The organism is Halovenus aranensis (genome assembly GCF_900100385.1).
In the GTDB taxonomy this organism is placed as follows: domain Archaea; phylum Halobacteriota; class Halobacteria; order Halobacteriales; family Haloarculaceae; genus Halovenus; species Halovenus aranensis.
The window spans coordinates 131,669-155,436 of sequence record NZ_FNFC01000004.1; the positions used below are offsets into that span (position 1 = coordinate 131,669).

The window sequence follows — 23,768 nt, forward strand, 5'->3', positions numbered from 1 at the left end:
GTGAACGTCTATAGGGGCTTTCGCTTCTGTCCTGGTAGTTCGCGGCGACAGTGCGTCGGCAGCGTCAGTACCAGTCCAAATCAGCAACGAACGACCGCAACATCGAGCGAGTGACGTGGGGCATGCATACGATACGCATTTCGTCGCTACCGGTTTTCGAAACGCGCCAGCCACGGCTCCGGAGTTCGTCGGTCATCGGGACCGAGAGGTCGGCCGTCACGAGTGGCAGGACAGGCCCGAACACGTCGTGACCGCGGGCGCGAAGCTGGTCGGCCAGCCACTCCGCGTTGTCCATCGAGACGCGGTACTGCTCGCGGTACCCCTCGGGCCAGAGCGCCTCCATCGCGGCGACGGCACTGGCGACGCCGGCCCCGCTCCGGGTGCCGGTAAGCGTGACCTGAGAGGTCGTTTCCAGATATGGCGTATCGATGGCGAGCGGGTCAAAGACCGACTCAGAGCGGGCGAGCAGCCCGCCCGAGGGAACGGCAGCCTGACCCACCTTGTGTGGGTCGATAGTCAGCGTGTCAATCTCGGCGTGGTCGAACTGCCACTCGAAGTCGGTGAACGGGAGATAGAAGCCACCCCAGGCGGCGTCGACGTGACAGAGCGCGCCGGCGTCGGTCGCGAGTTCGGCGATTTCTGGAATCGGGTCGACGACGCCGTACTCCGTCGAACCTGCGACACCGACGAGCGCGACGGTGTCCTCGTCGACGAGTTCGTTCATCGCGTCGACGTTCGCACGGTGGTCCGTGGTGGGTGCAGTCCGGAGTTCGACGCCCAACAACTCGGCGGCTTTCCGGAAGCTGAAGTGGGCGCTTTTGGGTGCGACGACGTTGGGGTCGTCCGTCTCGGCACGGTTGCGGGCGATGCGGACCGCCTGAATGTTCGCCTCGGTGCCGCCGCTGGTGATGTAGCCGGCAGGCTCGTCCAGGCCGGTGACGGCCCCCAGCAACTCGACCGCCCGGTCTTCGAGGTTGGCGACGGTCTGATAGGTGCCGGGGTCGCCGGGATTCGTCGCTAGAAAGCGCTCGGCAGCCTCGCGGGCCGCCGGGTGGGGTTCGGTACACATCGACGTGAGCACACGGTCGAAATCTTGGGGCTGCATCCCGTCGAGACCCGCCTGCTGTGCCTGCTGCATGGCAATTCATTCGAGCGGTGCCGGTTTATCTTCTGTGGTCTTCAGCGAACGGATTCGAGCAGCAGGCGCTGTTCGACGCGTTTGACCTCGTGTTGTACGTCCCGGACCGCGTCGATGTTCGCACTGATTGAGGTAATTCCCTCCTCGACGAGATAGCGGACCATCTCCGGGTCCGAGCCTGCCTGCCCACAGATGCTCGTGTCTACGTCGTGTTCGCGACAGACTTCGATGGTGCGAGCGATGAGGTCGAGGACCGCGGGGTGCATCGCGTCGTAGCGGTCGGCAACCCGCTCGTTGTTGCGGTCGATGGCGAGCGTGTACTGGACGAGGTCGTTCGTGCCGAAGCTAACGAAGTCGACTCCGGCCTCCGCGATGCCCTCGACAGAGAGGGCGGCGGCCGGCGTCTCTATCATTGCCCCCCAGGTCCGCTTGTTGGTATCGATGCCGACCTCCTCCATGAGGCGTTTCGCTCGAAGCACGTCCTCGGCGTCGTTGACCAGTGGAAGCATGAGTTCGACGTTGTCGTAGCCGAGTTCGTACAGCTTCCGGAAGGCATCGAGTTCGTGTTTGAACGTCTCTGGTGTGTCGAGACTGCGCCGAATCCCGCGGTAGCCGAGCATCGGATTGTGTTCGACAGGCTCGGATTCGCCGCCTTCGAGCTGTCGGAACTCGTCGGTCGGCGCGTCGAGCGTTCGGACCCGCACCGGTCGCGGGTAGAACTCGTCGGCGACGGTCCGAACGCCGTCGACGAGGGCCTCGATGTACTCGCCCGTGCTGTTGTCTTCGATGAACTGCTCGGGTGTCTTGCCGAGCGAGAGGATCATGTGCTCGACGCGAAGTAGCCCGACCCCGTCTGCCCCGGTCGCGGCCGCGCGCTCGGCCGCCGACGAGATGGAGACGTTTACCTTCACCTCGGTTGCGGTCATCGGCTTGACCGGCGTATCCGGGCGCATTTGCTCGACAGCGTCTTCTTCGTCGTTGTGGGTTCCCGTCACAGCACCGGCAGTAATCGTGCCCTTGTCGCCGTCGACAGTGATGAGCTGTCCGTCCTCGAGTTCCTCGGTGCCGGTCTCCGTACCAACCACCGCAGGCACGCCGAGCTCGCGCGAGACGATAGCCGCGTGTGAGGTCGTGCCGCCCTCGTCGGTGACGATGCCCGCGGCGCGTTTCATCGCGGGCACCATGTCCGGCGTCGTCATCTCCGTGAGGATAATGTCACCCTCCTCTACTTTGTCGAGCTGGTCGAGCTTGCGGACGATTTTGCTGTTGCCCGACGCCGAACCGGGCGTCGCGCCAAGGCCGCTCAGGATTACCTCGCCACCCTCAGTGTCGCTGCTGTCGTCTGCTGTCCCACCGTCGGAGACGCCTCCCTGTACGGCCGTCGATTCGCTCCCGTCGATTGTCGTGATAGGGCGAGACTGGAGGAGGTAGACGTCGCCGTCGTAGATAGCCCACTCCACGTCCTGTGGCTGGCCGTAGTAGTCCTCTATCATTTCGCCGGTTTCGTGAAGCTCTGTGAGTTCCTCATCCGAGAGTACCCGCCGATTACGCTTATCGTCGGGGACTTCTCGCTCGACAGTCTCGCCGGTTTCGTCGTCGCGGACGAGCATGGTCTTCTTCTCGGCGATAGTCGTTGCTTTCAGTTCGCCGGTCGCCCTGTCGATAACGTAGTTGTCGGGCGTGACAGAACCAGAGACGACGGCCTCACCCAACCCCCACGCGGACTCGATGGTGATTTCAGGCGCACCCGTCGAAGGGTTGCTCGTGAACATGACGCCGCTTTTGTCGGCATCGACCATCCGCTGGACGACGACAGCGATATCGACCTCGTGGTGGTTGAAACCCTGCTCACTGCGGTAATACAGCGCCCGATGAGTGAACAGTGAGGCCCAGCATTCTCGAACACAGTCGACGACGCGCTCTCGTGTGACGTTCAGGAACGTCTCCTGTTGGCCGGCGAAAGAGGCGTCGTCGAGGTCCTCGAGCGTCGCAGACGAGCGAACTGCGACGGAAGCGTCTGACCCGATTGTGTCGAAGGCATCGAGAATCTCCTCCTCGATACTCTCGGGCATCGAGGTCTCCGTGATGAGTTCCTGTGCGGCCTCGGCGGCATCCCCGAGGTCGGGGTCGTCGGCCCGCAGGTCGACGATGTCGAACAGTTCCTCGTCGATACCAGTTTCCTCGATAAACGAGCGGTACGTCGCGGTCGGGACGACAAAGGCCGGCGGAACGGGCAAGTCTGCGGCCCACATCTCCCCAAGCGAAGCGGCTTTCCCACCGACGGTATCGAGGTCATCGCCCCCGATGTCGTCCAGCCAGAGTACAGCCATGGCGTATGTGATGCAACTTCAGGTATTGTAATGAAGCTTCTGGACGGTGCAATTCAGGCCGGGTTAGACTTCGATGATGTCGTCGCCGTCGTCTTCCGGCAGCGAGAGTGTCGTTTCGAGCGCAGTGAGTCCGTGTCCGCCGACCTGTACCGGCGCGAGGAGTGTCGTCTCGACGGTCGCTGGCCGGTCGATGAACCGTCCGCATTCGACAGAAACTGTCTCACGTCCGCCTTCGAAGGCGTCGTGCTGTTCGAGATACTGTCCACAGCCCGCGGTTGCGACGCCACTTGCGGGGCGCTCACACCCTTCGACGCTCGGGTCGAAGACGCGGGCGTGCAGGTCGGCCCGCCGCGAGACGGTATCGAAGGTAAACGCGAAGACTCGCGCTGTGTCTGTTTCGGTCAAGACTGCCGCTAGCGCGTCCCGGTTGGGCGCGCAGTTGCTCAGGTCGTCGAGGAACCCGACCGGGACGAACAGTGTCCCGCCAAATGCCGTCGACCGGGAGACCGGCAGTTCTCGACCGACGTTTTCCAGGCCCGCGGCCTCGACACCGAGCACCGCGGCGAGCCGGTCGAACGAAACAGAAACTGAGTCAACGCTCTGACTCGGAACCTCGACGTGTACGTCTCCGGTCTCGTGTTCGACGGGGTAGGACCGTTCAGCCCCGTCGGACCCGAGGACGCTCATCTGGTCGCCGAGGTCGGCCCGGTTACGGTCGTGCCCGGCAGTCAGTCCCGCGACAGCGGCTTCGACGACGTTGTTGGCGGGCACACGCTCGACGTAGCGGAACCCCTCTCCCAGCGACACCGCGCCGCTGGCACCGAATTCGGCGGCGACAGTCTGAAGCTGGTCCGGTGTCGCGCCGTCGGTGACCACGGGTACCGGAACCCCGCCCAGTGGCTCGTCGGCGAACGTATCGACCAGCAGTACTGATTTCGTCTCCATGCAGGCTTCTCTCCCCGTGCGGTGAAGAAAGCTCCCCTCCAGCCCGGGGCCACAGTGCCATCGTCACTCCCGCGCCGACTGGTACAGCGCCGCGAGCGCAATCAATATCAACCATCCTGCGCCAGCTACCGCTGCCACGACCGGGTCGAACCACAGGGGACCGGATCCAATCGTGTACTCGCCGGTAGTTCCCAGAAAGAAACCTCCCGTCAGTACGACAACGCCGACGCCGAGATAGAAGTAGGCGTTCGACCCTGTCGGAAGCGTTGACTCTCCCATCGCTGTGTCACTGCGCGGCCCAGTGATAAGGGGTTACCCCCCCGTTTCAGGCTGGGAAACATCCCGCTGTGCGAGCCAGGAACAGACCTCCGGCCAGAGCTGTTCGTGTGCCCGCTCGGAGACGGAGATGCCGATGTGACCCGCTGAGAACGATATCAGACGCTCGTCCTCGCTTCCGACAACCTCGTTGAGCGGTTTGCTGGAGGCCGGCGGGACGATATGGTCGTATTCGCCGACAATCTGGAGCAGGGGTACCTCGACATCGGCGGGGTCAACCCGCTCTCCGGCGAGGGTTATCTGACCGTCGATGAGGTCGTTGTTCCGGTAGACGTCGTCGACGAACTGCGTGAACACGCGTCCGGCAACGTCGACACCGTCCCATGTCCAGCGCTCCATGCGTGCGAACATCTCGACGAACGCCTCGTCGTCGAGGCGCTCGAAAAACCGGACGTACTTCGTGAGCAGGTTCTCGACGGGCTCCATCATCGCGAACTGGGCGGCGAGCAACTCGGCAGGGACGTTCCCGTAGGTTTTGGCGACTGTCTCGGGGTCGTAAAACCGCGCCCACCGCTCCAGGAGGCCGCCAGTGTCGTCGAAGACGATTGGCGTCGCCATCAGCGAGAGGGTCCGCACCCGCTGCTGGAACCGCGCGGTGTACATGAGCGCTAGACTCCCGCCCATACAGTAGCCAAGCAGATGTACGTCCTCCGTAGTCGAACGGTCGGTGACAGCCGAGATACAGTTATCGAGATAGCGACAGATATAATCCTCCAACCCGAGCGACGTGTCCAGGCCGGAGGGTTCGCCCCAGTCGACGAGATACACCTCGAAACCGTCCGCAAGCAACTGTCCGATGACGCTTCTGTCGGGTTGTAAATCCAGAATGTAGGGCCGATTGACCAGGGCGTAAACGAGACAGATTGGCGCCTCGTGGCGTTTCTCCGGGGGCTCGTAGCGACGGAGTTCGAGTTTGTTCTCCTCGTAGACCACCTCACTGTCGGTGTGTCCAACATCGGCCCGAAACAGCGCAGCGAGCCTGTCGGGCGGGCCTGCCCCCTGTTCGATAGCCCTGGCAGCGAGATGTACGAGCCGGCGTCTGAGGTGTGCCGGCATGTCGTCTCTCATGCCGGTCGCCCCCGACCCAACTGTTCCGACGCGACGGCAGGCAGGCGGATGTCGTCCACCTCGCTGTGGTCCATAGACGGGTTTCGTCCACCTGTATTGTAGTAGTTTTCTTCTGACCTATCAGGGGACAAATGTCTCGGCTCGGCGTGTCGTCTCGACACCGTACTCAGCGGCTTCGACGCTCTCGGGGTACTCTCGGTCTGGGTACCGAGAGCGGAGACTGGCCTGAACTGCGTCCCGCGTGCAGGCGCGGGCGGCCGCGCCGACTTCAGTCGCCGCGCCAGTGTACTCTACTGGCTCGCCGGCAGGGTCGGTAGCGACGACGACCGCGTCGGTCGTGGTTCCGGGAAAGCCCGCCTCGGCCAACAGCGTCGCGCTCTTTGCCTCTGCGACCACCGTACTCAGGTTGGCGAGCGCACCGTCGCCGAGGGCTCGCGTCGTGCCGAGGATGATATTGACAGTTCCCGGTGGCGTCGCGGGGGAGTCACCAGTCCCGTCGTCGCCCGAAGGGTTGGCTGGCAGCGCCGCCGGGTTCGAAATGCCGGCCGTGGCGTAGGCTACGACAGGGCCATCTCGTGCGCCCCGTGCATGATTAAGATTGACACCAGTGAGAAGCGCCGGCCCTGCCGTCGAAAACTCTGCCCGACTGCGGCGGGTTTCGACGTATGTATCGAGGTCAGTCCGTCCCCACCCTTCGGGGACCGAAATGTTGTACGCGGCTCCGGCTTCAGTGATACCGCCGTCGTAGCCGCCGGACAGCCACCGAGTCCCGTCCCGTGTCACCTGCAACACCCCCTCGCGCACGGTCGTCTCAAACATCTCCGAGCACCTCCAGCAGTCGGTCGTTCTCTCGGGGCAGACGCACCGCGACCCTGATGTGTGAGTCGAGTCCACGGAAGCTTCGAGCGTCACGAACTGCGATTCCGTCGTCTCTGGCGGCCTCGAGGACGGCATCGACCGAACGCTCGCCTATGTCGAGCAACAAGAAAGGCGCAGCAGAGTCGAACACATCGAACGCCTCGCCGAGTGTTGCCGCCATCCGGTCGCGCTCTGCCCGGACTCTCGCCCGCGTCTGCTCGACGAACTCACGCCGGGTCAGACAGTATTCGCCGACAGCGATAGCTGGCGCGCCGAGATTCCAGGTCTGTCTGGCAGTACCCAACCGCCGGCGCATCTCGCCGGTTGCGGCCAGAAACCCGGCGCGAATGCCGGGAAGACCGAACATCTTGGTCAGCGAGCGCGCGACGACGACGCCCTCTGTTCCCGCCAGTGAGGGGCGGTCCGTGAAATCCAGGAACGCCTCGTCTACCAGCAAGCGGGTATCGCTCTCTCGGCACCGACTGGCGAACTCACGAAGTGCTGCGTCGTCGTAGGCCTCGCCAGTCGGGTTGTTCGGGTGACAGACGACAGCCATCTCGTGCTCGCTCGGGTCGGCGTCCAGTACCGCGTCGTGGTCGACGAAAACGGGCTCGGCTCCCTGAAGCCGAACCTCGCGACTGTACTCGCCGAAGCTCGGTGCGGGAAGCAGCGCCGAATCTCCCGGCGTGAGCGTCACTTCGGCGGTGAGTCGTATCCCGGCCAGTCCACCCGGCATGGGCAGGACCTCCTGACGCGAACAGCCCACGCAGTCGGCGGCAGCAACACGGAACTCGGCAGGTAGGTCTGGCGGGTACGACTGTGCGTCCGCCAGCGCCGACCGGTACACGTCGGCAACACCCTCAGGCGTCTCGGGGTTCGTGTTCGCACTGAAATCGAGAACGTCGGCCTCGCCGCCGTGTTCGACCCGTCCAACTTCGTCGACCGCATCAGGCTCCATCTATCGCTCCTCCTGTGTCTGTGAGGTTACCGTACACCGATTCGATTTGCCCGCGCACGTCACGCATCGACACGTCGCTCTCGGCTGCGAGCGCCAACGCACCGCCCATGCCAACGCCCTCCTTGGCCTCGCCCTGGCAGTACTGCTGCATTGCGACGTGGTCGGTGGTCTCGAATCCGGGGTCGGTCACCGTCAAATCGAGTCCGAAAGCGTCCGTCGCCTCCCGGAGGTCGTCTGTGTCTTCGTCGACGAACACTGTCGTCGCGAGCGCGAGGTCAGCATCAACCCCGAGGTGTCTGAGCAACGCTGCCACCGCGACCATCTGTGTTCCGCCTGCCAGTGTCACGTCGACGCCTGTGTCAATTGCTCCGGCGGCCACGCCCATGACAGCCGGCATCACCGGGTCACCCACCAGCCGGACCGCCCGTAGCGGGTCCTCAGCCGCCTCGCCCGCGGCAATTCCACTCGCCTCGAGTGCGGTGTCGACGACCGCTCCCTTCCGGCCGAGCGGGTTCTCGGGGAGTGAGGAGGAGACGCCGTATGGCTCGCCGAGCGCTCGCAGGACGCCGAGGGCAGTCGTTGTCCCACCGGGGACGCTCTCGCCGATAGAGACTGCATCATTAGAGAACGTTCGGCCGACTGCCCTGGCGCGGTCGAATATCTGGCGCGCGTCTGGCACTGCCTCCGCCTCTCGAATATCTGCGCCGGCCTGGTCTCCCACTTGGACTATCGGTGCGGCGGTGTCGACGGTGAGGCCGGCCTCGATGGCGACAGTCTCGAACGCCAGCAGGTCGCGAACAGCACGCGTAATGACTGCGGGTGTCGGACACCCGGTCGGACTCATCGGAACGACATCTGTGAACACCGGGCGACCGTACGTCACGAGTTCGAGGTCCGCGGCTGGCGTGTGATAGGTGCGGTCGGGGTTTGCACCGGCGGCACTGATGCCGTCTATCGTCGCCGTCGCCGTCGACCCCGCAACCAGAACAAACGTCACAGCAACGCCTCCGCTATCTGTCCGTCTCGTCGTCTGTTCACGTTCACGGCAAATCTAAAGTCCTCGGTCACGTGTCTACTGTCCTCTCTATCGCCCACGACGTTAATTCCGCTCGGTACGAGCGTCCGCTCGCCGGCCTCGACCGTGATATCGTATCCGAGACCGAGCGCCGTCTTCACCTCGGAAGGCGTGTAAACGCTCAGCGAGCCGCCCTCGTGGATTTCTAGCACGTAGTCAACAGCCTTGCCGTCGAGTAGCGGGAGGTCGGCAGCGACGGTCAACACCGGCAGTTCACGGCCATCGAGAACGTGCTGGAGGTCCTCGACGTACCCCGTCCCTGGGGTGTCAATAATCGCGACGTGCTCGGCGGCGAGCCTCTCGCGTGTTTCCGGCGTGGCCGGCGAAACCGCTGCGTGAATGTGCTCGACGGCGCTGGCTTCGAGCGCGTTGAGGACCCGACAGACCATCGGGTCACCGCCGATTTCGTACAGCGGCTTCTCGACGGGCGTGTCCAGTCGGGTTCCCTCACCGCCACACATCACAACTGCGTCCACGCAATCACCCCCGCGTGGAGTGCGACGGCGCGGGCTATCTCGTTTGCCGCGCCGAAGATATCACCGTTGACGCCGCCGAGTCGGCTGCGCGCCACTCGGAAGACGACCAGCGCCGAGAGCAACCCGGCGACGACAGCGACGGCACCGGCCGGATGTGGCCAGGTGATGACTGTCGCTGGAACCGCCGCGAAAGCCGGGAGTGCCAGGTCACGCGGCCCCGACTCGCCGGTCAATGTCGCTGCCATCCCTTCGTGTATTGCGGTGCCAACACAGACCAGGGTTGCCATCCCGAGTTTCGCGGACACCTCCGCAGCGATGACCAGACGCAGGCCGACGAGTGGGTCCGCCGCTACACTCACGACAGCCAGCGCCAGCCCAGAGACCAGCACGACGACAGTGACGACAGCGCCGACGCCGACAGTCGTGTCTTTCAGTACGTCCCGGCGTTTCTCGGCCGAACCGTGGACGACAAGGGCATCACCGAGGTCTGCGAGCCCGTCGATGTGCGTGATGCCGGTGAGCAGGTAGAGCCATGCGACCACCATCGCGGCGGCGGTCGGCTCGGGAGCAGGGACGAAAAGCGGGAGCGCCACCAGCGCACCGACGGCGTACCCCGCCAGCGGGAAGGTAACTGGCGACTGTCTGAACGCGTTCCAGGCGCGCTCGGTATGACCGACTGGAATCCGGGTCAAAAATCCAATAGCACCCCGGAGTGCCTGTAGCGTCACGCGACCACCTCCGACCGGGCGACGACGACCGCGAGTACGACAGCCAACAGCCCGGCAATTGCGACGATTCGGACACAGGCGTCTGCACGGTCGACGGTTGGGTAACTGGCGATCTCATTCAGCGTGTACGCACCGGGCTTCGAGAGTTTGACACTCGCTGCTGCCGCGAGTGTCGCCATTGGCCACCCTGAGTTAGGGGAGGCAGGCCTGTCTGCCCAGGGCCGTCCGCGCCGGATTGCGCCTGGGTCCCAGGCCGCCACTGCGAGCAGGAGTGCACTGACCCGGGCCGGGAGCCACATCGCCATGTCGTCGAGTCGTGCGGCCGCCGTGCCGACCGACTTCGATCGATAGCCGAGCATCGAGTCCATCGTGTTAACTGCCTTCAGTGTCGCCGCCGCGCCGACGCCAGCGGCGAGGGAGAGCTGTGCGCCGACGGCAAACGCGAGTACCGGCCCAACGAGTCCGTCGGCCAGGTTCTCGGCCGCGCTCTCGACGGCCCCACTACGAAGCTGTGCCGGTGACAGCGACCCGGCGTCTCTGCCGACGAGAGCTTTGACTCTGCTCCTCGCAGTATCGGGGTCGGACGCTGTAAGCGTGATTACTTCTCGGGCCGTGTCGAGCAACATCCGGTAGCTGAACGTGCTGAACAAGGCGAGAGCGGCGACAGCGACACCCACAATTGTCCCAAGTCGAAGGGCAAGGGCCGTCACGGCCCAGAGCGCTCCGCCAGCCGCGAGCGGCAGGGCCACTGCGAGTCCGAGGCCGACGGCTCGAGGGTGTCGCCACTCGCTGTCGAATGCGCCCACGACCCGTCCGAACCAGACGACCGGGTGGACCCGCTGTGGGAACTCCGACACTGTCACATCGAGGGCGAACGCGAGTGCCAGCACCACCGTCGAGAGTTCGACGGCCCCGGGTATTCGTATCAGACTGTCGACAACCATCGCTCGTTACGTGTCGTTTGGTCGGCCATCGCTTATAAACGCTGGTAGCGAACTCAGCGGAAGGTCATCGAGGAGCACCGCAGTCGCGCCGGCCGACTCCGCGCCGCCGTCGGTCTCGGGGTCGTCACCGACATGCACCAGTGCCGACGGCGATACACCCAGCCGGTTGGCGACGGTCTCGAAGGCGCGTTCGTCCGGTTTCCGCCAGCCACAACCGACGCTAGTCACCACTGCATCGAACCAGCTGTCATCGAGTGCTGACTCCGATAGGGCGTGCTCGACGAGCCCCGGGACACTGCAGTTCGAGAGGATGCCGACCGGTCCTTGGCCGCCGAGGGTACGTACCACGTCGACGGCACTCGCCCGGGTCGTTACGTCGGTCTCGAACGCGGCGCGGACAGCATCGTCGACGATGCCCGTCTGTGCTGGTGGGGCCTCGATACCGCTATCAGCGAGGGCTGCCCGGACGTGGGCCGACAGTGAAATCTCGGTGCCGGGTGGGGAGTCGACCTGTGGCTCGCGATAGCGCTGTTGCCAGTCGTCGGGCACGTCTATGCCCCGTGCCGCAAGCTCGTCGGCGACCAGCGTCGCTGGCTCTCCCGGCGTTTCGACGGTCACGAGCGTCCCGAAGAGGTCGAAACTGACGGCTCCGTCCTGACTCACGCGTCACTCACCGGTTGTGTGTAACCGAGTTCCGTTGCGAGCCAGTCATCGTCGATGCGAGCGACAAGTGTGGCGGCTGCGTCGTAGGGAGACGTATCCTGTGTTGTCTCGGTCGGTCGCTGTTTTCCTGCATGCTCGAACACCACGTCGAGGAACGCGTCGCGGACGGTATGGTTCTCGAACAGGCCGTGGAGGTACGTGCCCAGCACCGACTCGGTTGCCGTACTCCCCTCGTCGAGTGGCTCGGCAGCTCCACTCAGGCGTCTGGTTCGACCCATATGTATCTCGTAGCCCGTTGCCGTCCCGGTCGCGCCCGCAATCGGACCAGTCCCGTCGACCGACACTGTTGTTTGCTTTACTTGCTTGTCAGCCTCGAATCTGGTCTCGACGGGCAAAAGCCCCAGCCCACTGACCCGCTCGTGTGCCGCCGTCGACTCCACGGACGCGTTGGTAATCGCCTGCCCGAGCATCTGATACCCGCCACAGATGCCCACAATCGGTCCCCCGAAGGCAGTCAGGTGTTCGTCGAAACCCGCCTCGCGAAGCGCCAGCAGGTCGTCGACGGTGTTTTTCGTCCCTGGAACGACCACGGCGTCTACCGCGAGACCGTCCGCTTCGAGCGGGAGGTAGGCGACCCTGACACCTGGCGTGTCACGGAGCGGTTCCATGTCGGTGAAATTCGAGATATGCGGGAGCCGGGGGACGCCGATGGTGACTGTTTGCCCTGGCGGGTACTCGTCGTCGCCCTGCACTGCTCGCGTATCGGTCGCTGGCAGGTCGACGCTGTCCTCGGCGGGCAGTCCGGGGTCCTCGTATGGAAGGATGCCGACGACCGGGATATCCGTCAGCGATTCGAGTTCCGTGACGCCGGCATCAAGCAGGCTCGGGTCGCCCCTGAATTTCGTGATGACTGTTCCGCTGACGCGCTCGCGCAGGTCCGCGGGCATGAGTTCGATTGTGCCGTAGAGACTGGCAAAGACGCCGCCCCGTTCGATATCGCCGAGCAACAGAACGGTAGCGTCGGCGAAACGAGCCGTTTCGACGTTCGCCAGGTCCCGTTCGTGGAGGTTTATTTCGGCGATGCTGCCAGCCCCTTCTGCGACGATGACATCGTGGGCCGCTGCGAGGCGGGCGTGGGCGTCGGCGGCGGCCTCACGGGCCCGCTCCCAGTGGTCCTCGTAGTACGACCCCGTGTCGTAGTGGCCGACAGCCTCGCCGTCGATGACGAGTTGACTCTCGGTGTCACCGCGAGGTTTCAACAGCACCGGATTCAGGTCGGTCGTCGGATTGATGCCGGCCGCTCGGGCCTGGACGTACTGTGAGACACCGATTTCGCCCCAGCCGTCGTCGGCGACCACTGCTCGTGCGTTGTTGCTCATGTTCTGTGCCTTGAACGGCGCAACGTCGACGCCGGCGTCGGCGAGAAGCCTGCAGAGTCCGGCGACGACAGTGCTTTTGCCGACGTGGCTCGCTGTCCCGGCGACGAGCAGTGTGTCTGTCATCTGCGCTTCAGAACTCCGTTCCCTTCCTGGCTCGATGCCCCGAGGAGAACGGATGCTGCTCTTTGCTTACTTCCGTGACGAGGTCTGCGTGGTCGTAGAGATAGTCGGGCTTCTCGTGGCTCCCAGTGAGCACGAGTTCGAGGTTCGACGGTTTCTCCTCGACGAGGTCGAGGACGCTATCGGGGCTGATGAGCCCACGGTTGGCTGCGTACAGTATCTCGTCGAGAATCAGCATGTGAACGCCGTCCTCGGGGTCACCATCCAGCGTGAGTGGCTCGTCAAGGTCGGCGTCCCCCGCTGCCTCGACCAGTTCGCGGGCGCGTTCGAGTCCCTGCTGTGCCTCGCGCTCGTGGTCGTCGTCACTGGAGTTGTCGAGGCGCCCGTGCCAGCCGTAGTGACCCGCGTTTTCGTACGAGATAGCCGGCATCGCCGCGATAGCGTTGTACTCCCCTCGCACGTCTTCGACGCTCCCGGTCCCGCCTTTCATGAACTGTAGAACGTGGACGCGGTAGCCGTGTCCGGCGGCCCGGAACCCCATCCCCAGCGCGGCCGTCGTCTTCCCTTTGCCGTCGCCCCACCAGGCCTGGACGAGGCCGAATGACTCCGGTTCGCCCGGTCGAATCTCACGGTCGTCGAGTGGTGCCTGTCCTGGTTGTTCGCCCTGTGCGTGTGTGCTCTCGGCGTCTGTCTGTTCAGTCATCGGTATCAGTTGCTCGTACTGTCAGTATCGTCCGGTCAGAGTATCGGTCTTGTGCTGTCGCTTCCACTGCCGCAAGCTCGCCCAGCGTCGTTCGCTCGATGGACTCGTCGGGGAGCGTCAACTCCTCTAAGACAAGCGCAGGTGTTTCGGAATCTACACCGCGCTCGAGTATCGCTCGTGCGATGTCCGGTGGCATCCAGTCGTATGGCCTGACGATGACGACGAGATGCCGACCCCGGGCGAGGCTGTCGGCGAGTCGGTCGAACTCGCCTGCCAGGTCGCCGCGGCGGTGCAGGCTGGCAAACGTCGCGTGTTCGAACGGAATCCGCGACCGAGAGGCGGCAATCTGCACCGACGAGATGCCGGGAACGACCCGGACCGGTCGGTCAACCGCGCGCTCGACCCGGCCGAGAAACTGGTATCCCGAGATGTTGGGGTCGCCCCAGAGCACCGCGACGCCGCGCTTGCCGCTGGCAATCCGCTCGCCGAACTCCGCCAGACGTGCCGTCTGGTTGTCGTACGAACAGCGGAGTATCTCTGGGTCGCCGATGTCGGTGATTCTGTCGACCACCGTGTCGAACCCGACGACGATGTCGGCGTCGGATAGCAGGTGGTGTGCCCGCTGCGTGAGAAACGCCTCGTCTCCGGGGCCGACACCGACCGCATACACCGGCTCTGTCTGCTGGTCCCGTTCTGGACTGCTGGCCGCGTGCCGGGCGGGATTATCTGGTGTCATTCCGTACCAATACCTCCTCGACCCGCTCGTGGCGGCAGTCGCATTGGACAAAATTCACTTGTTATAATTAAATATTTATTGTTTTGTTCGCAACCGGGTGACGTGCAACGCACAATCAGTGCCATCGTGACAATGCTGTTGGTCGTGGGAGCGGCCAGCGGCATGGTAGTGACAGACGGTATCGTTGGCGAAACAACGGCACAAGACTCAGACGAGTGTACGTTCCCCGTCTCGGCGACGGATGCGACGGGAACCGAGGTGACCGTCGACGAAGAGCCAGAGTCGGTCGTCACGCTCAATCCGAGCGCGGCACAGACGCTGTGGGAAATTGGGGCAAAGGACAAAGTCACTGGTGTGACCAAACACGCCTCGAACCTGGAGGGAGCCAGTGAGCGAACGAACATCTCGACGGCCGGGCAAACGATTACCCACGAGGTTGTCGTCGACCTCGAGCCCGACCTCGTTCTCGCTCCGCTGTCGGCAGTGACGACCGAGGAAGATGTCGAGACGCTTCGCGACGCCGGCCTGACGGTGTTCGCCTATCCGACCGCCGAGTCCATCGACGAGGTCAGACAGCGCACGCTCCAGACCGGCGAGTTCGTCGGCGAGTGCGAGGGTGCCACCGAGACTGTCGAGTGGATGGACGAGAAGCTCTCGGTGGTCGAAGATGCCGTCGACGAGCAGGAAAAGCCAAAGGTCCTGTACACCTTCTTCGGCTACACCTCCGGTACTAACACGTTCATTCACGAAATACTCGAAACCGCCGGCGGCGTGAACATCGCCGCAGAGGCAGGCATCGAGGGGTACCAGCAGATTAATCAGGAAGTTGTCGTCACCGAGGACCCCGAGTGGATTGTCCTCAACTCGGATTCAACAGAGGTGCCCGACGGCAACGGCTTCCAGGAGACGACCGCGGTCAAACAGAACCAGACTGTAGTCATCGACACAAACCGGCTGAACAGACCCGCACCGCGAATCGTCTACGCGGTGACAGAGCTGGCAGAGACATTCCACCCTGACGCCTACGAGGAGGCCGTCAAAGCTGCACAGTCGACACCGACGCCGACACCGACAGAGTCACCGACTGAGACAGAGCCGACACCAACCGAAACGGAGCCGACTGCGACGGCAACCCAGACGCCTGCGGCTACGGAGACACCGACGGCAACCCAGACCCCGGAGAACTCCGACGGCGACGGCGCAGGGTTCGGGGTTCTCGCCGTGGTGGGTTCCGTCGTGCTCGTGAACGCCCTCGTGCTCGGCGCTCGCCGCCGAAACGACGGTCACTGATGCGAGTCGTCTCCACGTCACCGTCGTCGACGGAAATCCTGTACGCGCTGGGCGTCCAGCCGGTCGCGGTGTCACACGCCTGTGACTATCCGCCAGCTGTCGAGAACCGACCGGTCATCGATGTCTCGAAAGTCGACGCAAAAGCGAGTGCAGACCGCCACGAGCAGGTCCAGGCAGCGACGGCTGACGGCCACGTCTATCGGATGGACGCCGACACCCTGGATACAGTCGAGCCAGACCTCATCGTCACCCAGGGCGTCTGTGGCGTCTGTGCTGTCGACGAGGTGCTCGTCGACGAGACAGTGGCCGAACTCGACGCAGACCCCGACGTGGTGGCCCTCCAGGCGCATACTCTCGACGACGTACTGGCGTGTATCCGTGATGTCGGAGAGGAAACAGACACCGACGACCGGGCAAGGGCGCTCGTCGAGGACTTGCGGCGCCGTATCGAGGCAGTCGAGCGCCAGCGGCCGGCAGACGACCGGCCACGGACCGCCGTGCTGGAGTGGCTGGACCCACCCAGACCGGCCGGGAGTTGGGTTCCCGATGTCGTCACAGCCGCTGGTGGCGAGTACGGCCTCGGGGAGGCCGGCGAGCGGTCGCAGGCAGTCGAGTGGGAGGCGGTCCGCGAGTACGACCCGGAGCGACTCGTCGTCGCACCCTGTGGATTCGACCTCGAACGGACGCGCCGGCGACTCCACGAGTTGACCGACCGACCAGGCTGGGACGAGATTACCGCGGTCCAGACGGGACAGGTGTACGCACTCGACGGGAGCGCGTACCTGACCCGGTGGACGCCCCGGATTGTCGACGCGGTCGAACACCTCGCCCGAATCTGCCATCCGGAGACGTTCGGAAGCCCTGTGGAGACGATGGGCGTCGCGAGACTACGACGCGAGTAGCCACTCAGCGCCCGTCAGCGCACAGGTCGACGAAGTTTCGCAGAATCTGGAGGCCGGTCTCGCCCGATTTCTCGGGGTGGAACTGAGTACCGAAGACGTTGCCCGCGTCGTTGGCGATGACACTCGGGAATTCGAGCCCGTAGTCTGTTGTTGCGACGACAGCCTGTTCGTCGTCAGGGTCGGCGTAGTAGGAGTGGACGAAGTAGGCGTACTCGTCGTCGACGTTGCCGCCCTCGTGTCGGTCTCTGTCGCCACCAGTCACCAGCCGGTGGTCTCGGGCGACGGAGAGTCGGTTCCAGCCCATCTGTGGAACCTTGACTGTCCCGGGAAAGCGGCGGTTGGTTCCTGGAATCAAGTCGAGGCCACGCGCCTCGCCTTCGCCCGCGTGTTCGGCCTCCTCGCTCGACGTGAGCAGCATCTGCATCCCCAGACAGATGCCGAACAGCGGCGTCCCGGCCGCTGCTTCCTCGACGAGCAACTCGCGGAAGGGACCAGCGTTTTCCATCCCTTCACTGAACGCCCCGACGCCAGGCAGGACGATGCCGTCGGCGTCTGCAATCGCGTCCCGGTCGTCAGTCACGTCGACCGCTGCCCCGGCGCGTTCGAGTCCGCGGGTGACACTCCGGAGATTTCCCAGTCCGTAGTCCACGACAGCGACCTCGGCGGCAGTCTGTCTCGTGCCCATGGACGTTACGTGGGGTGCCCGGTGTAAATGAATTCGTTTTGGCACCGAACGTCCACGCGCTTCGATTGACTTATTCCTGCCCGGAGGCTAGTCTCGTAAGGATGACTGATTCGGACTTTGCCGTCGTCGAGTTCGTGTTGACCGCGCTCACGTACAACGAGGACGATGAACTCGACCCCGACGACCTGCCGCCCGCCTACCGGACGCCGTTCTGGAGTGAAGGGGCAATCGAACGGCCGCTGGCGGTCACTGTAGACACAGTCGCGAAGGCAACGGGGGTTTCACATCCGTGGGAAGCTGTTTCGGGTCTGATGTTTACCGACTACGACGACTTCACCGGGGAAATCCAGTTCACCGACCGGTCGATGGCCGACGACTGGTATCTCGACCGCGTCAGGGACGACGACCTCGAAGAGAACCCCGTGCTCACAGCAGCCTACGAGGGCGACCGAGACGTGAGCTACACCCGGGCGAGAGAAAACAACCGCCCGGCGAGAGCCGACCGGGCGTTTATCGACGCGCTGCTGGAGGAGTACTTCGACGACGACGAGGAAGACGAGATGCTCGACCTCGTCGACGTTCGCGCGCCCGAAGAAATCGAGATGACACTCGACGACATCGTCCTGACGGGCGAGCAGGAGGGCGAAATCCAGAAAATCGTCAAGGCAATCGAACACCGCGAGTACCTCGCGAACATCGGGCTCCGCGAAATCGGGAAGCTGCTGTTTGTCGGGCCGCCAGGAACTGGGAAGACCTCTGTCGCACGTGCGCTCGCGAGCAAGCTCGGCCTCCCGTCGGTCGAGGTGAAGCTGTCGATGATTACGAGCCAGTACCTCGGCGAGACGGCCAAAAACGTCGAGAAGACCTTCGAGGTGGCCAAGCGGCTCTCTCCGTGTATCCTCTTTATCGACGAATTCGACTTTGTGGCCAAGACCCGCGCAAGCGACGAACACGCCGCAATCAAGCGCGCTGTCAACACGCTGCTCAAGAGCATCGACGAAGTGTCGCTCATCCGTGACGAGGTGTTGCTCATCGGGGCGACCAACCACCCCGACCAGCTCGACGCAGCGGCCTGGCGGCGCTTCGACGAGATCGTAAACTTCCCCAAGCCCGACGCACCGATGCGCGCCGACATCCTCGAAATCGTCACCCGTGACATGGAGATTGTCGACTTCGAGCCCGAAGAACTCGCGGAGTTGACCGAAGGACTGACCGGTAGCGACCTCCGTCTGGTGCTCCGGGAAGCGGTGCTCGAAGCGCTCACCGAGGAGCGGACCACACTCACACAACAGGACCTCGTCGACGCTGTCGCTGACTTCGAGGAGCGAGACACGCTCAAGAACCTGGACATGATAGAGGGAGACCACGATGCGCTCGTTGCCGGTGGGAGCTTCGATAACGACGGGCACGACCACTGAACGGCCTCGCCGAGGAGTTCCGCATGTAGTTCGGGGTCGGTCCGCGCTGCTTTGCCTTCGCCGGGAACTAGCCTGGGCGTGCGTGAGGGCTGGAGAACTGGGAGACAACGCAGACCTATAACAGAGGCGACTATTGTCTGACGTACGTTTATGTGGAGTGGCAGTTTCTGTCATTATTATGTGTGGCAACAGAGTCGAGGAACTGGAAGCGCGAGTGAAGGAACTTGAGGCCTCAGTCGAGGGTCTGACCGACGAACTGGTTGAATGCAAGGTTCGTCTGCGCGAACTGGAGAACGCGGTCGACGACGAACTCGGGTTCGTCCCGGAGACCGACAGCGAGGAAGAACGTGTCGGGACAGAGCGCGTCCAATCGCCAGACACAGGCGAAGCATCTAAAACCGAGGCCGCCGACGAGGAAGATAACACGGAGGAGTCGGACAGCGATATCATCGTCGCCTGAGGCCGACGCTCCTCCGCGAGCACCCCATGTATATCAAAGAGCTCGTCCTCGACAATTTCAAGAGTTTCGGCCAGAAGACTCGCATCCCGTTTTACGAGGACTTCACGACCGTGACCGGCCCCAACGGGTCGGGGAAATCGAACGTCATCGACTCGGTGCTGTTCGCGCTCGGCCTCGCCCGCACCTCTGGTATCCGGGCTGAGAAACTGACTGACCTCATCTACAACCCCGGCCATCAAGAAGGCGAATCGTTCCAGGGCCAGCGCGAGGCGAGTGTCGAAGTCGTGATGGACAACGCGAACCGGACGCTCGACCGCGCTCAGGTCGTCAACGCCGCCGGGAGCGACGACATCGGCGACATCGACGAGATTACGATCAAGCGACGCGTCAAGGAGACTGAAGACAACTACTACTCTTATTACTACATCAACGGCCGCTCGGTCAATCTCTCCGATATTCAGGACCTGCTCGCACAGGCCGGCATCACTCCCGAGGGGTACAACGTCGTGATGCAGGGCGACGTGACCGAGATTATCAACATGACACCGGGCTCTCGGCGGGAGATAATCGACGAGATTGCCGGTGTCGCCCAGTTCGACGAGAAAAAAGAGGCTGCATTCGAGGAACTCGATGTGGTCGAAGAGCGAATCGACGAAGCCGACCTCCGAATCGAGGAGAAGACAGAACGCCTCGACCAGCTCGAAGACGAACGGCAGACTGCACTCCAGTATCAGGACCTCCGCGAGCAGAAAGAGACCTACGAAGGCTACCGAAAGGCGGCAGAACTCGAGAATAAGCGGGCAGAACGCGACGAGATAGACGCTGAACTCGCAGAGGCAACAGAGACACTCGAAAAGCGTCAGGCGACGCTCGACGAACGGCAGGGAGAGCTGATGCGCCTGGAGAGCGACCTCGAGCATCTCAACGGCGAAATCGAGCGGAAAGGCGAAGACGAACAACTCGCGCTCAAACGCGAGATGGAGGAGATAAAAGGCGACATTTCCCGCCTGAACGATAAAATCGAGACACAGCGCGAGCGAATCGAAGACGCCGAAACCGAGCGCAAGCAGGCGTTCGTCGAAATCGACCGCAAACAGGAGGAACTCGACGAACTGGAGAGTGAGATTCGGGAGTTGAAAGTCGAAAAATCCTCGATTGCTGCCGACGTTCAAGAGAAAGAGGAGTCACTCGAAGCCGTCGAGGCCCGTATCGACGAAGTCGGCGAGGAGTTCGAGGAGGTTAAAGAACAGCTTCAAGAAAGGAAAACACAGCTCGAAGAGGCCAAAGCAGAGAAAAACGACCTCCAGCGCGAACAGGACCGGCTTCTCGACGAAGCGCGACGCCGCTCCTCAGAGAAACGCGAGAAACAGGAGGCAATCGAGGCCGCCCGAGAGCAGATTCCCGCCCTCGAAGCCGATATCGACGACCTCGAAGTCGAGCTCGAAAAGGCGACCGAGAACCACGAGACGATTGGCGAGGTCGTCGACGACCTCCGCATCGAAAAGCGCGAGCGCCAGAGCGACCTCGACGAAATCGAGGACGAGCTCAACGCCGCCCAGCAGGAGTACGCCGAGCTAGAGGCAAAAGCCGGCCAGTCAGAGGGGTCGTACGGTCGGGCCGTAACGACGATTTTGAACGGCGGCATCGACGGCGTTCACGGCACCGTCGCCCAACTCGGGAGCGTCTCGAACCAGTACGCGACCGCGTGTGAGACCGCCGCGGGCGGGCGACTCGCCAACGTGGTGACCGACGACGACCAGGTCGGTCAGCGCTGTATCGAATACCTCAAATCTCGCAACGCCGGGCGGGCGACGTTCCTGCCGATTACGAAGATGCACCAGCGCTCGCTGCCGTCGCTGCCGAGTCACGACGGTGTCGTCGACTTCGCGTACAATCTCGTCGACTTCGACTCGGAGTACGCCGGCGTCTTCTCGTACGTGCTCGGCGACACGCTCGTCGTCGAGGACATCGAGACTGCCCGAGAACTGATGGGCGAGTTTCGAATCGTCACGCTCGAAGGAGACCTCGTGGAGAAATCCGGCGCGATGACCGGCGGTTCGAAGAAGGGGTCGCGGTACTCCTTCGAGGGAACCGACGGTAAACTCGAACGGGTCGCGGCCCGCATCAACGACCTCGAAGAACAGCGCCAGTCGATTCGCACCGAGGTCCGCGAACTGGAAGACCGCCTCGAAGACGCGCGAGACCGCGAAACCGAGGCCGCAGAACAGGTCAGAGACATCGAGTCGGAAATCGAGAAACGAGAGAGCGAAATCACAGAAACCGAGTCCCGAATTGAGACACTGACAGAGGAAGTGGCCGACATCGAGTCCGAACGCGAGGAGGTCTCGGACAAGATGGACGAACTGGAAGCGGCTATCGCCGACCAGAACGAACGGATTGCCGACATCCAGTCCGACATCGAGGAGCTCGAGACCGAGGTCGAAGACTCGGAACTCCCCGAGCTCACGGCCAGAGCCGAGTCCATCCGCGAGGATATCGACGACGCGAACGCACGTATCGACGACCTCGACGGACAACTCAATCAGCTCTCGCTCGAAAAGCAGTACGCCGAGGAGGCAATCGAGGAACGCAACGAGGACATCGAGGCGGCACAGAACCGTAAGGCCGACGCCGAGGAGACAATCGAGGAACTCGAAGCGGATATCGGGGAAAACGAGGCGAAACTCGAAGAGAAAGAGGCAGAGGTCGCAGAGCTCGAATCCGAGCTTGCAGACCTGAAAGCCGAACGCGAGGAGCTACGAGACGCGGTCGAGGAGGCACGGACAGAGCGCGACGAGGCCAAAGAGCGCGTCTCGACTATCGAGGACGAACTCGCCGAGTTGCGCCAGGAACGCGAAACCCTCGACTGGGAAATCGAAGAACTCGAAGCCGAGGTTGGCGACTACGACCCAGACGAAATTCCTGACCACGACGAGGTCGAGGCCGAAATCGCACGCCTGGAAGGCGAGATGACGGCACTGGAGCCGGTCAACATGCTCGCTATCGAGGAGTACGACAGCGTCAAAGGGGACCTCGACGAGCTACAGGACCGAAAGGCGACACTGGTCGAAGAGGCCGAGGGAATCCGCGAGCGTATCGACACCTTCGAGGCACGCAAAAAGGAGACGTTCATGGACGCATACGAGGCAATCGACGAGCAGTTCCGGGACATTTTCGAGCGCCTCTCGAATGGAACAGGGCGACTCCACCTCGAAGACGAGGACGACCCGTTCAACGGCGGCCTGACGATGAAAGCCCAACCCGGCGACAAGCCTATCCAGCGCCTCAACGCGATGAGCGGCGGCGAAAAGTCGTTGACTGCGCTGGCGTTCATCTTCGCAATCCAGCGACACAACCCCGCGCCCTTCTATGCGCTCGATGAGGTAGACGCGTTCCTCGATGCGGCAAACGCCGAACTCGTCGGCGAAATGGTCGACGAACTCGCAGGAGAGGCTCAGTTCGTCGTCGTCTCGCACCGGTCGGCGATGCTCGAACGGTCAGAGCGGGCAATCGGCGTTACGATGCAAGATGACAACGTCTCTGCGGTGACCGGTATCGACCTCTCGGGCAGCGAGGAGGTGCCCGCGGATGACTGACGGGGGTGACGGCCGTGACTGACGAGATACCGCTCGATATCACCGGCCACGAGGACCGTGACCCGCCCTCGGGAGCAGATGGACTTCTCGAAGAGCCCGTAGAGACTGAGAGCGAACAGGCAGAGAACACAGACGAGGCGACCGAGCAAGTCGACGACCAGGCGGCCGAGACAGACGAGGAGGAAGTCGAACCGGTCGAGGTGCTGGTTCAGCTCGCCGAAGACGGCGCTATCGACCCATGGGATATCGACATCGTCGAGGTCACAGACAAGTTCCTCGACCGACTCGACGAGGCCGACCTCCGGACCTCTGGACGGGCGCTGTTTTACGCGAGCGTCCTCCTGCGGATGAAAAGTGACGTGATACTCGAGGACGACGAGCCTGAAGCGGAATCGGCCGAGCCCTGGGAACAGGCGATGAACGGGGGAGATGTCCCCGAGGAGGCCGACCCGTTTGCCACTCTCGAACAGGAGATGGACCGTCGCCTCGAACGAAAGCGCGCACGGGGGATGCCACAGACACTGGACGAACTGGTGCGTGACCTCCGCGACGCAGAACGTGACACCTGGTGGAAGGAGTCACGCGAGTACGACACCAGCGACTCGCCCCAGCGGTACGACCGTGGCACTCAGGAACTCGATTACCGGTCGACAGACCAGCTTCGGATGGACGACGAACCCACGGAGGCCGAAGTCACCGAGAAGACCCACGGCGAGGATATCGATGCCGTCATCGACGACGTTCAGGCCGCGGTTCGCGACCAGTACGACCAAGGACGTCCGGAGGTGCTGTTCAGGGAAGTTGCACGCGTCGGCGGCTCGCGGGTCCAAACCTATCTCGGGGTGCTCTTTCTCTCCCACCGCGGAGCGGTCCGACTTCAGCAGGACGACCTCTTTGGCGACCTCTGGATACAGGACCCGAACGCAGTCGAGCGCGAGGAAGCACTCGCCGACTGAGATA

22 protein-coding genes are annotated in these 23,768 nt (G+C 63.2%); 6 read left to right on the forward strand and 16 right to left on the reverse strand.

The features are described from left to right. Nucleotides 1-64: 64 nt before the first annotated feature. From mfnA to BLR34_RS05515, 15 genes are all read right to left on the reverse strand, one after another. A complete protein-coding gene (gene mfnA, locus BLR34_RS05445) occupies nucleotides 65-1,138 on the reverse strand; it encodes a tyrosine decarboxylase MfnA (RefSeq protein WP_218120846.1) in 1,074 nt (357 codons plus the stop codon). A gap of 41 nt (nucleotides 1,139-1,179) precedes the next feature. Then, entirely contained in the window at nucleotides 1,180-3,468 is a 2,289-nt protein-coding gene (gene ppsA / locus BLR34_RS05450) for a phosphoenolpyruvate synthase (protein WP_092700275.1), read from the reverse strand. 63 nt (nucleotides 3,469-3,531) lie between these two features. Further along, a complete protein-coding gene (locus BLR34_RS05455; protein ID WP_092700278.1) occupies nucleotides 3,532-4,413 on the reverse strand; it encodes a PhzF family phenazine biosynthesis protein in 882 nt (293 codons plus the stop codon). Nucleotides 4,414-4,476: 63 nt separating this feature from the next. Next, nucleotides 4,477-4,692: a hypothetical protein gene (locus tag BLR34_RS05460; protein WP_092700281.1), complete on the reverse strand. Its 216-nt coding sequence runs from the start codon at nucleotides 4,690-4,692 to the stop codon at nucleotides 4,477-4,479. 33 nt (nucleotides 4,693-4,725) lie between these two features. After that, a complete protein-coding gene (phaC, locus tag BLR34_RS05465; protein ID WP_092700284.1) occupies nucleotides 4,726-5,817 on the reverse strand; it encodes a class III poly(R)-hydroxyalkanoic acid synthase subunit PhaC in 1,092 nt (363 codons plus the stop codon). Nucleotides 5,818-5,937: 120 nt separating this feature from the next. Continuing rightward, a complete protein-coding gene (locus tag BLR34_RS05470; RefSeq protein ID WP_092700287.1) occupies nucleotides 5,938-6,636 on the reverse strand; it encodes an adenosylcobinamide amidohydrolase in 699 nt (232 codons plus the stop codon). Beyond that, nucleotides 6,629-7,633, reverse strand: coding sequence for a threonine-phosphate decarboxylase (locus tag BLR34_RS05475; RefSeq protein ID WP_092700290.1), 1,005 nt, complete (start codon nucleotides 7,631-7,633; stop codon nucleotides 6,629-6,631). The genes BLR34_RS05470 and BLR34_RS05475 overlap by 8 nt, the downstream gene beginning before the upstream one ends. Further along, nucleotides 7,623-8,630 carry a nicotinate mononucleotide-dependent phosphoribosyltransferase CobT gene (gene cobT / locus BLR34_RS05480; protein ID WP_092700293.1) on the reverse strand — a complete coding sequence of 336 codons (1,008 nt, stop codon included), beginning with the start codon at nucleotides 8,628-8,630 and terminating at the stop codon, nucleotides 7,623-7,625. Before cobT ends, BLR34_RS05475 begins: the two co-directional genes overlap by 11 nt. Beyond that, a complete protein-coding gene (locus tag BLR34_RS05485) occupies nucleotides 8,627-9,169 on the reverse strand; it encodes an NTP transferase domain-containing protein (RefSeq protein ID WP_092700297.1) in 543 nt (180 codons plus the stop codon). Before BLR34_RS05485 ends, cobT begins: the two co-directional genes overlap by 4 nt. Beyond that, on the reverse strand, nucleotides 9,169-9,912 hold the full coding sequence (cobS, locus tag BLR34_RS05490; protein WP_092700300.1) for an adenosylcobinamide-GDP ribazoletransferase: 744 nt from the start codon (nucleotides 9,910-9,912) through the stop codon (nucleotides 9,169-9,171). The genes BLR34_RS05485 and cobS overlap by 1 nt, the downstream gene beginning before the upstream one ends. Continuing rightward, entirely contained in the window at nucleotides 9,909-10,856 is a 948-nt protein-coding gene (cbiB, locus tag BLR34_RS05495; protein WP_092700303.1) for an adenosylcobinamide-phosphate synthase CbiB, read from the reverse strand. Before cbiB ends, cobS begins: the two co-directional genes overlap by 4 nt. Before the next feature lie 6 nt (nucleotides 10,857-10,862). After that, nucleotides 10,863-11,519, reverse strand: a complete 657-nt coding sequence (locus tag BLR34_RS05500; RefSeq protein WP_092700306.1) for an HAD family hydrolase — start codon at nucleotides 11,517-11,519, stop codon at nucleotides 10,863-10,865. Beyond that, nucleotides 11,516-13,021, reverse strand: coding sequence for a cobyric acid synthase (locus BLR34_RS05505; protein WP_092700309.1), 1,506 nt, complete (start codon nucleotides 13,019-13,021; stop codon nucleotides 11,516-11,518). The genes BLR34_RS05500 and BLR34_RS05505 overlap by 4 nt, the downstream gene beginning before the upstream one ends. Nucleotides 13,022-13,028: 7 nt before the next feature. Then, nucleotides 13,029-13,721 (reverse strand): cob(I)yrinic acid a,c-diamide adenosyltransferase, encoded by a 693-nt coding sequence (locus BLR34_RS05510; protein WP_092700312.1) that lies wholly within the window; start codon nucleotides 13,719-13,721, stop codon nucleotides 13,029-13,031. Continuing rightward, nucleotides 13,714-14,457, reverse strand: coding sequence for a cobalt-precorrin-7 (C(5))-methyltransferase (locus tag BLR34_RS05515; protein WP_092700315.1), 744 nt, complete (start codon nucleotides 14,455-14,457; stop codon nucleotides 13,714-13,716). Before BLR34_RS05515 ends, BLR34_RS05510 begins: the two co-directional genes overlap by 8 nt. 102 nt (nucleotides 14,458-14,559) lie before the next feature. On the opposite strand from BLR34_RS05515, the gene BLR34_RS05520 reads away from it, so the two are divergent. Both BLR34_RS05520 and BLR34_RS05525 read left to right on the forward strand, forming a co-directional pair. After that, entirely contained in the window at nucleotides 14,560-15,747 is a 1,188-nt protein-coding gene (locus BLR34_RS05520) for a PGF-CTERM-anchored ABC transporter substrate-binding protein (RefSeq protein WP_218120847.1), read from the forward strand. Next, nucleotides 15,747-16,649, forward strand: a complete 903-nt coding sequence (locus BLR34_RS05525) for a cobalamin-binding protein (protein WP_092700318.1) — start codon at nucleotides 15,747-15,749, stop codon at nucleotides 16,647-16,649. The genes BLR34_RS05520 and BLR34_RS05525 overlap by 1 nt, the downstream gene beginning before the upstream one ends. A gap of 4 nt (nucleotides 16,650-16,653) precedes the next feature. Here BLR34_RS05525 and hisH read toward each other — a convergent pair whose 3' ends face one another. Then, entirely contained in the window at nucleotides 16,654-17,334 is a 681-nt protein-coding gene (hisH, locus tag BLR34_RS05530; protein ID WP_092700321.1) for an imidazole glycerol phosphate synthase subunit HisH, read from the reverse strand. Nucleotides 17,335-17,435: 101 nt separating this feature from the next. Between hisH and BLR34_RS05535 the strand changes: the two genes are divergently transcribed. The 4 genes from BLR34_RS05535 to BLR34_RS05550 all read left to right on the forward strand — a co-directional run bounded on the left by BLR34_RS05535 (nucleotide 17,436) and on the right by BLR34_RS05550 (nucleotide 23,764). Then, complete coding sequence (locus tag BLR34_RS05535; RefSeq protein ID WP_092700324.1) at nucleotides 17,436-18,752, forward strand: ATP-binding protein; 1,317 nt, start codon at nucleotides 17,436-17,438, stop codon at nucleotides 18,750-18,752. 178 nt (nucleotides 18,753-18,930) lie between these two features. After that, nucleotides 18,931-19,212 (forward strand): DUF7518 family protein, encoded by a 282-nt coding sequence (locus BLR34_RS05540; protein WP_092700328.1) that lies wholly within the window; start codon nucleotides 18,931-18,933, stop codon nucleotides 19,210-19,212. 26 nt (nucleotides 19,213-19,238) lie between these two features. Continuing rightward, the gene (gene smc, locus BLR34_RS05545) at nucleotides 19,239-22,808 is read left to right on the forward strand and encodes a chromosome segregation protein SMC (protein WP_092700331.1); all 3,570 of its coding nucleotides are present in this window, start codon (nucleotides 19,239-19,241) and stop codon (nucleotides 22,806-22,808) included. A gap of 14 nt (nucleotides 22,809-22,822) precedes the next feature. Continuing rightward, nucleotides 22,823-23,764, forward strand: coding sequence for a segregation/condensation protein A (locus tag BLR34_RS05550; RefSeq protein ID WP_245683178.1), 942 nt, complete (start codon nucleotides 22,823-22,825; stop codon nucleotides 23,762-23,764). Nucleotides 23,765-23,768 lie beyond the last annotated feature (4 nt).